The sequence below is a fragment of the Pantoea sp. GM_Pan_3 genome (assembly GCF_026541045.1).
Taxonomy (GTDB): Bacteria; Pseudomonadota; Gammaproteobacteria; order Enterobacterales; family Enterobacteriaceae; genus Pantoea; species Pantoea anthophila.
This window is the reverse complement of the sequence record NZ_JALNVA010000010.1, coordinates 41,549-54,203: the sequence shown is the minus strand read 5'-3', so window position 1 is coordinate 54,203 and position 12,655 is coordinate 41,549. Positions and strand designations below refer to the sequence as shown.

General features: G+C 57.3%; 15 protein-coding genes. 10 read left to right on the top strand and 5 right to left on the bottom strand.

The annotated features are described in order from the left end of the window. Nucleotides 1-8: 8 nt before the first annotated feature. The 7 genes from OXR04_RS21015 to coaD all read left to right on the top strand — a co-directional run bounded on the left by OXR04_RS21015 (nucleotide 9) and on the right by coaD (nucleotide 7,205). Complete coding sequence (locus OXR04_RS21015) at nucleotides 9-998, top strand: glycosyltransferase (RefSeq protein WP_267372689.1); 990 nt, start codon at nucleotides 9-11, stop codon at nucleotides 996-998. A 325-nt stretch (nucleotides 999-1,323) separates the two neighbouring features. Continuing rightward, entirely contained in the window at nucleotides 1,324-2,310 is a 987-nt protein-coding gene (locus OXR04_RS21010) for a glycosyltransferase (protein WP_223812786.1), read from the top strand. A 73-nt stretch (nucleotides 2,311-2,383) separates the two neighbouring features. Further along, nucleotides 2,384-3,460, top strand: coding sequence for a putative lipopolysaccharide heptosyltransferase III (gene rfaQ / locus OXR04_RS21005; protein WP_150030371.1), 1,077 nt, complete (start codon nucleotides 2,384-2,386; stop codon nucleotides 3,458-3,460). After that, a complete protein-coding gene (locus tag OXR04_RS21000; RefSeq protein WP_267372688.1) occupies nucleotides 3,453-4,586 on the top strand; it encodes a glycosyltransferase family 4 protein in 1,134 nt (377 codons plus the stop codon). Before rfaQ ends, OXR04_RS21000 begins: the two co-directional genes overlap by 8 nt. A gap of 92 nt (nucleotides 4,587-4,678) precedes the next feature. Then, the gene (waaA, locus tag OXR04_RS20995) at nucleotides 4,679-5,953 is read left to right on the top strand and encodes a lipid IV(A) 3-deoxy-D-manno-octulosonic acid transferase (protein WP_009088102.1); all 1,275 of its coding nucleotides are present in this window, start codon (nucleotides 4,679-4,681) and stop codon (nucleotides 5,951-5,953) included. Next, the gene (locus tag OXR04_RS20990) at nucleotides 5,953-6,729 is read left to right on the top strand and encodes a glycosyltransferase family 2 protein (RefSeq protein ID WP_267372687.1); all 777 of its coding nucleotides are present in this window, start codon (nucleotides 5,953-5,955) and stop codon (nucleotides 6,727-6,729) included. The genes waaA and OXR04_RS20990 overlap by 1 nt, the downstream gene beginning before the upstream one ends. After that, nucleotides 6,726-7,205: a pantetheine-phosphate adenylyltransferase gene (coaD, locus tag OXR04_RS20985; RefSeq protein ID WP_267372686.1), complete on the top strand. Its 480-nt coding sequence runs from the start codon at nucleotides 6,726-6,728 to the stop codon at nucleotides 7,203-7,205. The genes OXR04_RS20990 and coaD overlap by 4 nt, the downstream gene beginning before the upstream one ends. On the opposite strand, the gene mutM is transcribed toward coaD, so the two are convergent. The 4 genes from mutM to radC all read right to left on the bottom strand — a co-directional run bounded on the left by mutM (nucleotide 7,202) and on the right by radC (nucleotide 9,402). After that, the gene (mutM, locus tag OXR04_RS20980; RefSeq protein ID WP_009088108.1) at nucleotides 7,202-8,011 is read right to left on the bottom strand and encodes a bifunctional DNA-formamidopyrimidine glycosylase/DNA-(apurinic or apyrimidinic site) lyase; all 810 of its coding nucleotides are present in this window, start codon (nucleotides 8,009-8,011) and stop codon (nucleotides 7,202-7,204) included. The two genes, coaD and mutM, sit on opposite strands and share 4 nt — an antisense overlap. A gap of 69 nt (nucleotides 8,012-8,080) precedes the next feature. Continuing rightward, the gene (gene rpmG / locus OXR04_RS20975) at nucleotides 8,081-8,248 is read right to left on the bottom strand and encodes a 50S ribosomal protein L33 (protein ID WP_001051798.1); all 168 of its coding nucleotides are present in this window, start codon (nucleotides 8,246-8,248) and stop codon (nucleotides 8,081-8,083) included. 20 nt (nucleotides 8,249-8,268) lie between these two features. Continuing rightward, nucleotides 8,269-8,505 carry a 50S ribosomal protein L28 gene (rpmB, locus tag OXR04_RS20970; protein ID WP_006121249.1) on the bottom strand — a complete coding sequence of 79 codons (237 nt, stop codon included), beginning with the start codon at nucleotides 8,503-8,505 and terminating at the stop codon, nucleotides 8,269-8,271. Nucleotides 8,506-8,745: 240 nt separating this feature from the next. After that, nucleotides 8,746-9,402, bottom strand: a complete 657-nt coding sequence (gene radC, locus OXR04_RS20965; protein ID WP_009088110.1) for a DNA repair protein RadC — start codon at nucleotides 9,400-9,402, stop codon at nucleotides 8,746-8,748. A gap of 181 nt (nucleotides 9,403-9,583) precedes the next feature. Between radC and coaBC the strand changes: the two genes are divergently transcribed. The 3 genes from coaBC to slmA all read left to right on the top strand — a co-directional run bounded on the left by coaBC (nucleotide 9,584) and on the right by slmA (nucleotide 11,955). Continuing rightward, nucleotides 9,584-10,804: a bifunctional phosphopantothenoylcysteine decarboxylase/phosphopantothenate--cysteine ligase CoaBC gene (coaBC, locus tag OXR04_RS20960; RefSeq protein WP_033736105.1), complete on the top strand. Its 1,221-nt coding sequence runs from the start codon at nucleotides 9,584-9,586 to the stop codon at nucleotides 10,802-10,804. Continuing rightward, nucleotides 10,782-11,240, top strand: coding sequence for a dUTP diphosphatase (gene dut / locus OXR04_RS20955; RefSeq protein WP_033736106.1), 459 nt, complete (start codon nucleotides 10,782-10,784; stop codon nucleotides 11,238-11,240). The genes coaBC and dut overlap by 23 nt, the downstream gene beginning before the upstream one ends. Nucleotides 11,241-11,358: 118 nt before the next feature. After that, nucleotides 11,359-11,955: a nucleoid occlusion factor SlmA gene (slmA, locus tag OXR04_RS20950; RefSeq protein ID WP_009088113.1), complete on the top strand. Its 597-nt coding sequence runs from the start codon at nucleotides 11,359-11,361 to the stop codon at nucleotides 11,953-11,955. A gap of 28 nt (nucleotides 11,956-11,983) precedes the next feature. Here slmA and pyrE read toward each other — a convergent pair whose 3' ends face one another. Next, complete coding sequence (gene pyrE / locus OXR04_RS20945) at nucleotides 11,984-12,625, bottom strand: orotate phosphoribosyltransferase (protein ID WP_009088114.1); 642 nt, start codon at nucleotides 12,623-12,625, stop codon at nucleotides 11,984-11,986. Nucleotides 12,626-12,655 lie beyond the last annotated feature (30 nt).

The following is a 12,655-nucleotide window of genomic DNA, read 5'->3' as shown; positions in this document are numbered from 1 at the left end:
GAAGCGTAATGGCAATTACCCCTCTTGCTGATGCCGTTCAGCAAAGTCAGCTGCTGGTCAACACGCTTGCGGATGCGGATGATAATCCGGTTCACGTTGCGTTTGGCATCAACCACGCTTACGCGCGTGGTCTGGGTATTACGTTGTTTTCACTTCTCAGCCATCACCCCGACACCGCTTTCCATGCCCATATTTTCTCTGACTCGCTGCAGGAAGAGGATGTGGAAAAGCTGCGCTCAATGGCAACGGGATATCGTCTGGCCATCACCCTGCATATTTTTAACAGTGCCTGGGTCGATCAGTTGCCGGCGGTCGGGCGCTATCCCAAAAGTATCCATTACCGCTTTCTGATCCCTGAAACGGTGGCGCGCTACAGCGATCGGGTAATCTACATTGATGCGGACACGCTGGTCGTCGGCGATTACTCCCCCCTGTTCACGCTGGATATCACGGACTATACGCTGGCAGCCTGCAACGACACCCCGCGTGCGCGTCATAACCAGTGCGCGCGACTCGGGCTGCAACGCCATGACTATTTCAACTCCGGCTTTATGCTGATCAATATTCCACGCTGGCTCGCCAGGCAGACTACCGCGCGGATTACTGAGGTTCTGGTGACCCGGGGCGCAGCCTTCGGTTTTCCTGACCAGGATGCGCTGAATATTGTGCTGGAGGATGAGGTGCTGATCCTGCCGGATCGCTACAACCACATCTACGACATCATCGCGAACAAGGTCTGGGACCACTCCCGCGTACCCGCTGACACCGTGATGATTCACTACACCGGTAAGTGTAAGCCCTGGCATGCCTGGGCCGGCAGCGACCTGTCCCTGCTCTACTACAGCTATTACCAGCGCTCGCCCTGGGCTTCTCAGCCGCTTGATTTACCCAGACATTATAAAGAGATGAAGCGCTTTGCCCGTATCAAGTGGCATCAGAAGCAGTATGCAGAAAGCGTGAGCTGGATGATGCATTACGTCAGGCTAAAATTTTTTTAGTCAGCGCTCTCCACCTGTCAAACCGCTCCGGGCGCGGTGACTGCCGCGCCATCTTTTCCCTCTGACCCCACCGCTGTCTGCCAGATCCTTTTGAAAATGCTGCTGATAAACCCCAGGCACACTATGCTGTTTACCGGCGCGGCCGCGTTGCGTAAAAAAGAGGCAGATAGTGCATTATTACGCGCGCGCGTGGTTTTTCGTGAAGCAGGGAGGCGACACCGTTTTATAATCGTGGATTAATGTATGCCATTCTGCTGATTTGGAAATGATTTATGACGAGGCAACGCCCTTTGACAGTGAACAGAATGCTGGTGCAGATATTGTCATGAGTACTTCTCCTCTGCTGAGTATCATTACCCCGATGTACAATGCGGGCAGCATGTTTGATGAGTTCATGCAGGCACTGCTGGCGCAGACGCTGACCTCGCTGGAGATCATCATCGTCGATGATGGTTCTACTGACGGCTCAGGCGAGCGCGCTGACCACTATGCAGAACATCACTCCCACATTCGCGTGATTCATCAGGAAAATGGCGGCGTGTCGCGTGCCCGTAACGCCGGGCTGGCGATAGCGCGCGGCAAATATGTCACCTTTCCGGATGCGGATGACACCATGCAGCCCGGGATGTACCAGACGCTGGTGACGCTGGCGGAAACGGACAATCTGGATGCGGCACAGTGCAACGCCGAATGGTTTTTCAAACACAGCCAGCGGGTAAAACCCCTGATACCACTGGATCGCCTGCGCAGCACGCCGGTGCTGAGCGGCGCTGACTGGCTCAATACCGCGCTGAAAACCCGCCGCTATATGCATGTGGTCTGGCTGGGCATCTACCGCCGGTCGCTAATCGAGCAGCACCAGTTGCAGTTCGAGCCGGGCCTGCATCATCAGGATATTCCCTGGACCACCGAGTTTATGCTGCTGGCAAAACGCGTGCGTTACACCGATGCGGTGCTCTACCGCTACTATATGCATGACGCGTCGATCAGTAACCGCAAACGCACCGGCGAGCGCAACGTCGAATATCAGCGCCACTACCTGAAGATTGCGCGGCTGCTGGAAGAGATTAATATCCGCTATCGTGACCGCGTGCGGATCTACCCGTCGTTTCACGCTCAGGTGACGCATGAAGCGCTCAGTGTCTGCCATAGCGTGAGACGTGAGCCTGATGCCCGCGCACGCCAGGCGATCATCGCCGATCTGTTCGCGACCCGGACACACCGGCGTATGTTACGCAACGCCCGCGGCATTAAGCAGTGGTATCAGTTACTGCTGTGGCTGGGACGGCTCTATCGCTGGCGCGATAAATAACCCCTGAGGCTGGCTTTATCCTAAAAAGCGTTTGCCCTACAATCGGTTCACTGAAATCTGAGAACCTTTGTTTATGGCCAGCCTGACTCCAGCAAACATCTCTCCAAAACGTATTTTACTGATTAAGCTGCGCCATCATGGCGACATGCTGCTCACCACGCCCGCCATCAATGCGCTGCATGCGCGTTATCCGCAGGCCAGTATCGACGTGTTGCTCTATCAGGAGACACGCCCGATGCTGGAAGCGCATCCGGCTATCCGCCATCTGCACGTCATCGACCGGAAATGGAAGCAGGAGGGCACCTGGCGCAAGCTGGGCCATGAACGGGCATTAATCCGTGCCATACGTGACGCCCATTATGACCTGGTGATTAATCTGGCAGACCAGTGGCGTGCGGCGCTGATCACCCGGCTCTCCGCTGCGCCGGTGCGCATTGGTTTCGCCTTTAAAAAACGCGATAACGTCCTGTGGCGCTGGTGTCACAACCGGCTGGTCCCGACGCATAATCACAGCAGACTGCATACCGTTGAGCAGAACATGTCCGCGCTGGCCCCGCTCGGTATCAGCAGCGACAATGCGCGCGTTTCGATGCACTACAGTGACGCTGACCAGCAGATCGTGCTGACCCGCCTGTCAGAACATCAGGTGACCACCCCCTATATCGTGGTTCAGCCTACCTCACGCTGGGGCTTTAAATGCTGGGAAGAGGAGAGCGTGGCCGCCACGGTCGATGAGCTGGCACGGGCTGGACGGAAGGTGGTGCTGACCGCCGGGCCGGACAAACAGGAGCTGGCGATGATCAACCGCATCCGCGCGCTGTGCGCCTCGCCGGATGTCGTGTCGCTGGCGGGTCAGTTTACGCTGCCGCAGCTGGCGGCGCTTATCGATCACGCCACGCTGTTTATCGGGGTCGATTCCGCGCCGATGCACATGGCGGCAGCGCTGGAAACGCCCTGTATCGCCCTGTTTGGCCCGACCAAGCTGCAGCACTGGCGGCCATGGGGGAACAACAACCATGTCATCTGGGCGGGGGATTATGGCCCACTGCCCTCACCTGATTCTATCGACACCCGAACGGATCAGCGTTATCTGTCAGCCATTCCGGTGAAGGATGTGGTCGCGGCGGCGAGGAGCTTCCTGAATGAGTAAGTTAAGGCTGGCGATTGTCCGGCAGAAATACCGGCCGGATGGCGGTGCTGAGCGTTTTATCTCCCGTGCGCTGGAAGCCCTGGGCAGCGAACAGCTCGATCTCAACATCATTACCCGCAGCTGGCAGGGCACGCCCAATCCGGACTGGCATCTCCATATCTGTAATCCTGCAAAGCTGGGCAGGGTTTCCCGCGAGCGCGGCTTTGCCCGTGCCGCACGCGCCTGCTGGGAGCGTGAAAAATTCGATATTGTGCAGAGTCATGAACGCATCGCTGGCTGTGACATCTTTCGCGCGGGTGATGGCGTGCATCGCGTCTGGCTGGAGCAGCGCGCCCGCATCGTCTCACCGTGGCAACGACTGAGCGCAACCCTCAGTCCCTATCATCGCTACGTTCTGCAGGCGGAAGCGGAGATGTTTAATTCGCCGACGCTGAAAGCGGTGATCTGCAATTCAGAGATGGTTAAGCGCGATATCCTGCGCTGTTTCTCACTCGACGCCGGAAAAATTCACGTCATCCATAACGCTATTGATGCCCGTCGTTTTCAGCCTGCCACGGCAGCGACCCGCCATGCGACCCGCCAGCAGCTGGGGCTGCCGGATGCGGCCACCGTACTGATTTACGTCGGTTCCGGCTTTGAGCGCAAAGGGCTGAAAGCAGCGATTCAGGCGCTGGCCGCCAGTGACCGTTACCTGATTGTGGTGGGTCAGGATAAACAGCTGCAGCGTTATCAGCAGCTGGCTAACCAGCTGAACTGCCTGGATCGCCTGCGCTTTGTTGGCGTACAGCAGGATGTGCAGCCGTTTTATCACGCGGCGGACGGCCTGCTGCTGCCCACGCTCTACGATCCTTTTCCTAACGTGGTGCTGGAGGCGATGGCCTGCGGCCTGCCGGTTATTACCAGCACCGGCTGCGGGGGTGCTGAGTTTATTACCGCCGGTCAGGAGGGCTTCGTCTGTGATGCGCTGGATATCAACGGATTAAATCAGGCTGTTTGCGCCATTCCGCTGCTGACGGAAGATTCACGCATGGGTGATGCGGCCCGGCGTAAAGTTGAACCCTATGGCCCGCAACGGCTGGCACAGGCGCTGACTTCGCTTTATCAACAGGTATTGAGTACCAACTGACAATCCGGGATGAGTGCATGCGGGGTTTCTGATAACATGCCGCCATCTGATTTTAACCTGTTTTTAGACGCGAACCTGCTGTAACGGTAACTATGACGACCATTTACACCGCATTGCTCTACTTTATTCAGCCACTGATTTGGCTGCGCCTGTGGCTGCGCGGTCGTAAAGCACCGGCGTATCGCAAACGCTGGGCGGAGCGCTATGGCTATTGCGTTGGCAAAGTGAAGCCCGACGGCATTGTGCTGCATTCGGTTTCCGTGGGGGAAACCCTGGCCGCGGTGCCGCTGGTGCGCGCGCTGCGTCATCGTTACCCGACCCTGCCGATTACCGTCACGACCATGACGCCAACCGGCTCTGAGCGTGCACAGTCAGCCTTTGGCAAAGATGTGCACCACGTCTATCTGCCTTACGATCTGCCCGGATCGATTAATCGTTTTCTGGACACGGTCAACCCCCGGCTGGTGATCATCATGGAAACCGAGCTGTGGCCGAACATCATCCGCATTCTGCATCAGCGTAACATTCCGCTGGTGATCGCCAACGCCCGTCTCTCAGCCCGGTCCGCCAAAGGCTATCGCAAGCTGGGTAAATTCATGCGCAGGCTGTTGCAGAGCATCACGCTGATAGCAGCGCAGAACAGTGAAGATGGCGACCGCTTCCTGGAGCTTGGCCTGAAACGTTCTCAGCTGGCGATCACCGGCAGCCTGAAGTTTGATATTTCTGTCACGCCAGAGCTGGCCGCCAGAGCCGTCACGCTGCGTCGCCAGTGGGCGCCACGCCGTCCGGTCTGGATTGCCACCAGCACTCACGAAGGCGAAGAGGCCATTGTGCTGGATGCCCACCGCCGCCTGCTGCAGACGTTCCCTGATCTGCTGCTGATTCTGGTTCCGCGTCATCCTGAGCGCTTTAACGATGCGCGTGAACTGACCCAGTCGCGCGGCTTCAGCTTTATTCTGCGCAGCAGCGGCGAGATCCCTTCGGGCTCCACCCAGGTAGTCATCGGCGACTCGATGGGCGAACTGATGCTGCTTTACGGCATTGCCGATCTGGCGTTTGTCGGCGGCAGCCTGGTGGAGCGCGGCGGACACAATCCGCTGGAGCCTGCAGCGCACGCGATTCCGGTTCTGATGGGGCCACATATCTGGAACTTCAAAGATATCTGCGGCAAATTGCAGGAAGGCCAGGGACTGATTACTGTCACCGACGTGTTCTCGCTGGAAAAAGAGGTCACCAACCTGTTGCAGGATGATGACTATCGTCGTTATTACGGCCGTCATGCCGTGGACGTGCTGCACCAGAACCAGGGTGCGTTACAGCGTCTGCTCCAGTTACTTGAACCGCATTTACCTCCACGGGCTCACTGATGTCAGCACGCCAGCGTCTTTCAGTCGTTATGATCGCTAAAAATGAAGCGGAACTGCTGCCCGACTGTCTGGCTTCGGTCAGCTGGGCGGATGAGATTATCGTGCTGGATTCAGGCAGTCACGATAACAGTGCCGATATCGCCACGCAGGCTGGCGCGAAGGTCTACCACAGCGATGACTGGCAGGGGTATGGTATCCAGCGACAGCGCGCGCAGCACTATGCCACCGGCGATATGATTCTGATGATCGATGCCGATGAGCGCGTCACACCGGAACTGCGCGCGGCGATTGAGCAGGTGCTTATCGCGCCGCCGGGCCGCACGATTTACAGCCTGAGTCGCAGCAATCTGTTTCTGGGGCGCTTTATGCGCCACAGCGGCTGGTACCCTGACCGCGTGATGCGGCTCTATCCGCGCACCTTCCGCTACAATGATAATCTGGTGCATGAATCGCTGCAGCGTGACGGCGCACCGGTGGTGGCGTTAGCCGGCGATTTACAGCATCTGACCTGCCGCGATCTGATCGCTTTTCAGCGTAAGCAACTGGCCTATGCCGAAGCCTGGGCCACGGAACGCCACCAGCGTGGTAAGCGTTGCGGTCCGTTCTCGCTGTTCGGTCATACGCTGGGCGCGTTTGTGAAAACGCTGCTGCTGCGCGCCGGTTTTCTCGACGGAAAGCAGGGCTGGATACTGGCGGTGGTCAACGCACAATATACCTTTAACAAATATGCCGCCCTCTGGGCGCTGAATCAGGCTGCGAAAAAAGGGCAGGTATGAGCACGAAAGCCATCTATCCCGGAACATTTGATCCTGTCACCCTTGGCCATCTCGACATCGTGACGCGGGCCGCACAGATGTTTGATCAGGTTATTCTGGCCGTTGCCGCCAGCCCCAGCAAAAAGCCGCTGTTCAGTCTGGAGGAGCGCGTGGCGCTGGCGAGTGAAATAGTGGCCCATCTGCCCAACGTTAAGGTGGTAGGATTCAGCGACCTGATGGCCAATTTTGCGCGAGACCAGCAGGCGAATGTGCTGGTGCGCGGATTGCGTGCGGTGTCAGACTTTGAGTATGAAATGCAGCTGGCGCAGATGAATCGTCACCTGCTGCCGACGCTGGAGAGCGTTTTCCTGATGCCGTCTGAGGGCTTCTCGTTTATCTCCTCTTCGCTGGTCAAAGAGGTGGCGCGTCACGGTGGTGATGTCTCCGCCTTCCTGTCCGCGCCCGTCCATCAGGCATTGCTGGCTAAGCTGGCTTAGTGCTGGCAGCGGGGGCACCAGTAGGTGCTGCGCTGCCCATGCCTGCCGCTGATAATGGGTGTTCCACAGGCCCGGCAGGGCTCACCTGCCCGGCCATAGACCTGCAGCTGCTGCGCAAAATAGCCCGGTTTACCGTCGCTCTGTAAGAAATCCCGCAGCGTGGTTCCGCCCTGCTCAATGGAACGTAACAGCACCGCCTTGATGGTATTGACCAGCAGCTCTGCTTCCGCCTGCGACAGACTGCCGGCGGCACGATCGGGCAGGATCCCGGCGGTAAACAGTGACTCGCTGGCGTAGATGTTGCCCACCCCCACCACGACTTTGTTATCCATCAGCCACTGCTTAATCACCGTTCGCTTGCCGCGTGACTTCTCAAACAGGTAAGCCGCGTCAAACTGGTCGCTCAGTGGCTCCGGTCCCAGATGCGCCAGCACGCTGCTGCCTGCCAGTTCGCTGCTCCAGAGCCAGGCACCAAAACGCCGCGGATCGGTGTAGCGCAGCACTTTGCCGTTGCTCATCACCAAATCAACATGGTCATGCTTCTCCGCAGGCCGCTCTTCCGGCAGCACGCGCAGGCTGCCGGACATGCCCAGGTGGATAATGATCCAGCCATGCGGCAGCTCCAGCAGCAGATATTTTGCCCGGCGCTGCACGCTGAGCACTGGCTGATCGCTCAGCGCATGGATCTCCTGTGAAACAGGCCAGCGCAGACGGGAATTACGCACCACGGCGTGAAGGATGGTTTCACCCACCAAATGCGGTTCGATACCGCGGCGGCTGGTTTCAACCTCTGGCAACTCTGGCATACCCTCTCCTCAGCGTTTTACACAAACAAAAAACCCGGCCGGAGCCGGGTTTTTAGCAGAACACTAAAATTACTTAATTTTAGCTTCTTTGTAGATCACATGCTGACGTACAACCGGATCGAACTTTTTCAGTTCCAGCTTCTCTGGTTTAGTACGTTTGTTCTTCGTGGTGGTATAGAAGTGACCTGTACCAGCAGAGGAAACCAGCTTGATCTTCTCACGAATACCTTTAGCCATGATTCAGTTCCTTAGTACTCTTAGTACTTCTCACCACGGGCACGCATGTCGGCTAACACCGTATCAATGCCCTTTTTATCAATAATACGCATACCTTTTACAGATACACGCAGAGTAACGAAGCGCTTCTCGCTCTCAACCCAAAAACGGTGTGAGTGCAGGTTCGGAAGGAAACGGCGTTTCGTCGCGTTCATTGCGTGGGAACGGTTGTTACCGGTCACCGGACGCTTTCCAGTTACCTGGCAGACTCGTGACATGTCTATTCTCCAAAAATCAAATCAGCTCGAGCTTTAAAAATTAGGTTTTGGCCGCCTCGTCAGGCTTGCAGCCCGCCAGGCGAGTTCCATGGAACCCGCTAAGCTGGCCTAACCGCCAAACCCGAGATTCTCAAAGGTGGCGTAGTATACGCCGCTCAGCCCAAGTGCTCAAGTCCCGAACAGATAAAGATCCCGAATGATCGGGCAAAAAGCCGCCACCTGGAGCGAATTTTCCCGCTATCAGAGCCATCCCCGCTCAGCAAAGGAGACATATTCGCCATGACCTATCACCAGATGATCGAGCAGGCGGATGTCGAGAAGCTGGCAGGCTTCGCTGACTTTATGGGTCACCTGGCGGTCAGCCCGGCTCGGTTCTGCCATGCCCGACGGATGATTATGCGCCAGTATCAGCGCGGCGGCGTTGAGCTTCAGCGCCTCCCGGACGATCTCGCGTGGGTGCACTTCCACACTGTTAATCGACCCCGAGAACATTTTTTGTGCCCGCAGCACCCGGTGCTGATTATCCAGAAAGAGCGCCATAAAGATCTCGCGCTCCTGATGGGCTAATAAACTTTGCAGATACTGGCGGGTGATCTGGGGATTTTCCATGACGCTTTCGCGCGCCAGCTTGCTGGCGAAGAAACGCTTCGCCAGTTCGGCAATCGCGTGCAGCTGGGCCAGTTTGGCATCACCAACGCCTTTTATGTTACTGAATGCCGCCTTGCCCGATGTCATCAGCTGATAAAGCGAGCCAAACTCCTGCAGCATCTGTCCGGCCAGCTCAATGACGTTCTGCCCCGGCGAGCCGGTGCGGAGAAAAATGGCCAGCAGTTCGGTATCGCTGAGGGCATGCGCGCCCAGCTTCTGCAGTTTTTCCCGTGGTCCACTGTTTTTCATGTCTGCTCCTCCCTGAGATCAACCTCAGCATGACCCAGCCATGCCCGGGGTGCCATCAGCGCAGCCACAATCTTCGAGGCGGCTCGCAAACGCAGTCCGTGAAAAGGCGCATCCGCACTTTTGTGATAAAGTCCGTGCATTCGCCGCCCCGTGCGGCAGAGAGCTTAGTGAGGCCAACATCATGATGGGATTAGCCGGCAAAAAAATTCTTCTTGGCGTAAGCGGCGGCATTGCTGCTTATAAAACTCCGGAGCTGGTGCGCCGCCTGCGCGATCGCGGTGCCGATGTCCGCGTCATGATGACGCAGGGCGCGAAGGCGTTTATTACGCCGCTCAGCCTGCAGGCCGTCTCCGGCTATCCGGTGTTTGACGATCTGCTCGACCCGGCGGCGGAAGCCGCGATGGGTCACATTGAGCTGGCAAAGTGGGCCGACCTGATTGTACTGGCACCGGCGACGGCTGATCTGATAGCCCGTATTACCGCCGGTATGGCAAACGATCTGGTGACCACCGCCGTGTTAGCGACCGCCTCGCCCGTGGCCGTGGTACCCGCCATGAATCAGCAGATGTATCGCGCGGCGGTGACGCAGCACAACCTGGAGCAGTTACAGGCGCGTGGCGTGCTGATCTGGGGGCCGGACAGCGGCAGCCAGGCCTGCGGCGATGTCGGCCCCGGCCGGATGCTCGATCCGCTGGCGATTGTGGACCATGCGGTCACGTGGGCCACCCCCGTCAACGATCTGCAACATCTCAACATTATGATTACCGCCGGCCCGACCCGTGAGGCGCTGGACCCGGTGCGCTACATCACCAACCACAGCTCCGGAAAAATGGGGTTTGCGATTGCCGCCGCCGCCGCCCGACGCGGCGCAACGGTCACGCTGGTCAGCGGCCCGGTCACGTTGTCTGCCCCTGCCGGCGTGCGGCGCATTGATGTCACCAGCGCGCTGGAGATGCAGGCCGCCGTGATGGGTGAGATAGATAAACAACATATTTTCATTGCAAGCGCAGCCGTGGCAGACTACCGGGCAGCCGATATTGCGGCCGATAAAATCAAGAAACAGGGCGGCGATGATACCGTCACGCTGAACCTGATAAAGAATCCCGACATTGTTGCCGGCGTCGCCGCACTTCAGGAAAATCGGCCATTCGTCGTTGGATTTGCTGCTGAAACACAGAATGTGGAAGAATACGCGCGGCAAAAACGGGTGCGCAAGAATCTGGATCTGATCTGCGCTAACAACGTCGCTCAAACCGGACAGGGGTTTAATAGCGACACCAATGCTCTTCACCTTTTTTGGCAGGATGGAGAAAAGCGCTTACCGCTCAGCGATAAGTCTCTCCTTGGCCAACAATTAATAGACGAGATTGTCAGCCGTTATGATGAAAAAAATAGACGTTAAAATCCTCGATGCGCGCGTCGGCAAAGAATTTCCTCTGCCGACCTACGCCACGTCAGGTTCCGCTGGGTTAGATTTACGCGCCTGTATTGATGATGTTCTCGACATCGCACCGGGCACCACGACGCTGGTTCCGACCGGTCTGGCGATTCATATTGCCGATCCCGATCTGGCTGCGGTCATCCTGCCGCGCTCCGGCCTTGGCCATAAGCATGGCATCGTGCTGGGCAACCTGGTCGGTCTGATTGACTCCGACTATCAGGGGCAGCTGATGGTTTCCGTCTGGAACCGCGGTCAGGAAAGCTTCTCACTGCAGCCTGGCGACCGCATGGCGCAACTGGTCTTCGTTCCGGTAGTGCAGGCGGAATTTAATCTGGTAGAAGAGTTTGACGCCAGCCTGCGCGGCGAAGGCGGCTTCGGCCACTCAGGCCGCCAGTAACCCGTATTACCGACTTTCACTTACGCCCGTTATTTTTCCTCATCGCCATGAGACGCGTTCTTGTGGCAGATGCGTAGGTGTTGCCTGTTTCAGGTGAATTTCAGGGGTTTTTAAGGTCATGGCAGAAAAAAAAGTCGTGAAGCGAAATCGTCGTGAAGAGATTTTGCAGGCGCTGGCGCAGATGCTGCAGTCCGGTGATGGCAGTCAGCGTATTACCACAGCCAAACTGGCAGCCAACGTGGGCGTATCCGAAGCGGCGCTCTATCGTCACTTTCCCAGTAAAACACGGATGTTCGACAGTCTGATCGAGTTTATCGAAGACAGTCTCATTACCCGCATCAATCTGATCCTCAAAGATGAAAAAGAGACCATGACGCGCCTGCGTCTGATCGTGCAATTGATTCTGGGTTTTGGTGAGCGTAATCCGGGACTGACGCGCATTCTGACCGGTCATGCGCTGATGTTTGAGCAGGACCGGCTGCAGGGACGTATCAACCAGCTGTTTGAGCGGATTGAAGTGCAGCTGCGACAGGTCATGCGTGAGCGTAAAATGCGTGAGGGTGAAGCCTTTCAGGCTGATGAAGCGCTGCTGGCGAGTCAGCTGCTGGCCTTCTGTGAAGGCTTACTGTCGCGCTATGTCCGCTCGGAGTTTCGCTTCAGTCCTACCGCAGACTTCGATAGCCGCTGGCCACTTATCGCGGCCCAGCTGGTCTGAACAAAGGCGGGCATTACGCCCGCCCGGGTTAAATCCCGTACGCCTGCTGATAGGCACGCACCTGAGCCAGGTGATCGGCCATCTCCGGCTTCTCTTCCAGCCACGTAATCAGGTCTGCCAGCGTAATAATCGCCGTCACCTTACAGCCATAATCACGTTCCACTTCCTGAATGGCTGACATGTCACCACGGCCACGCTCCTGACGATCAAGCGAAACCAGCACGCCCGCCAGCGTAGCGTTGTGCGCGCCAATGATATCCATCGACTCACGAATCGCCGTACCTGCGGTGATCACGTCATCAACCAGCATCACTTTGCCCTGCAGCGGGCTGCCCACCAGCAGGCCGCCTTCGCCGTGATCTTTGGCTTCTTTGCGGTTGAAGCAGTAAGGCACGTCGCGGTCATGATGATCCGCCAGCGCCACCGCGGTGGTGGTCGCAATCGGAATACCTTTGTAGGCCGGGCCAAAGAGCAGATCGAAATCGACAGCGCCATCCACCAGCGCCTGCGCGTAGAAGCGTCCCAGCAGCGCTAAATCCCGTCCGCTGTTAAACAGACCGGCGTTAAAGAAATAGGGACTTTTACGTCCGGACTTTAAAGTGAACTCACCGAACTTCAGCACCTGTTTGTTCAGGGCGAATTCAATAAACTGACGCTGCCAGGCTTTCATTTCTCACTCCTCAAATAAAGAAAAGGCGAC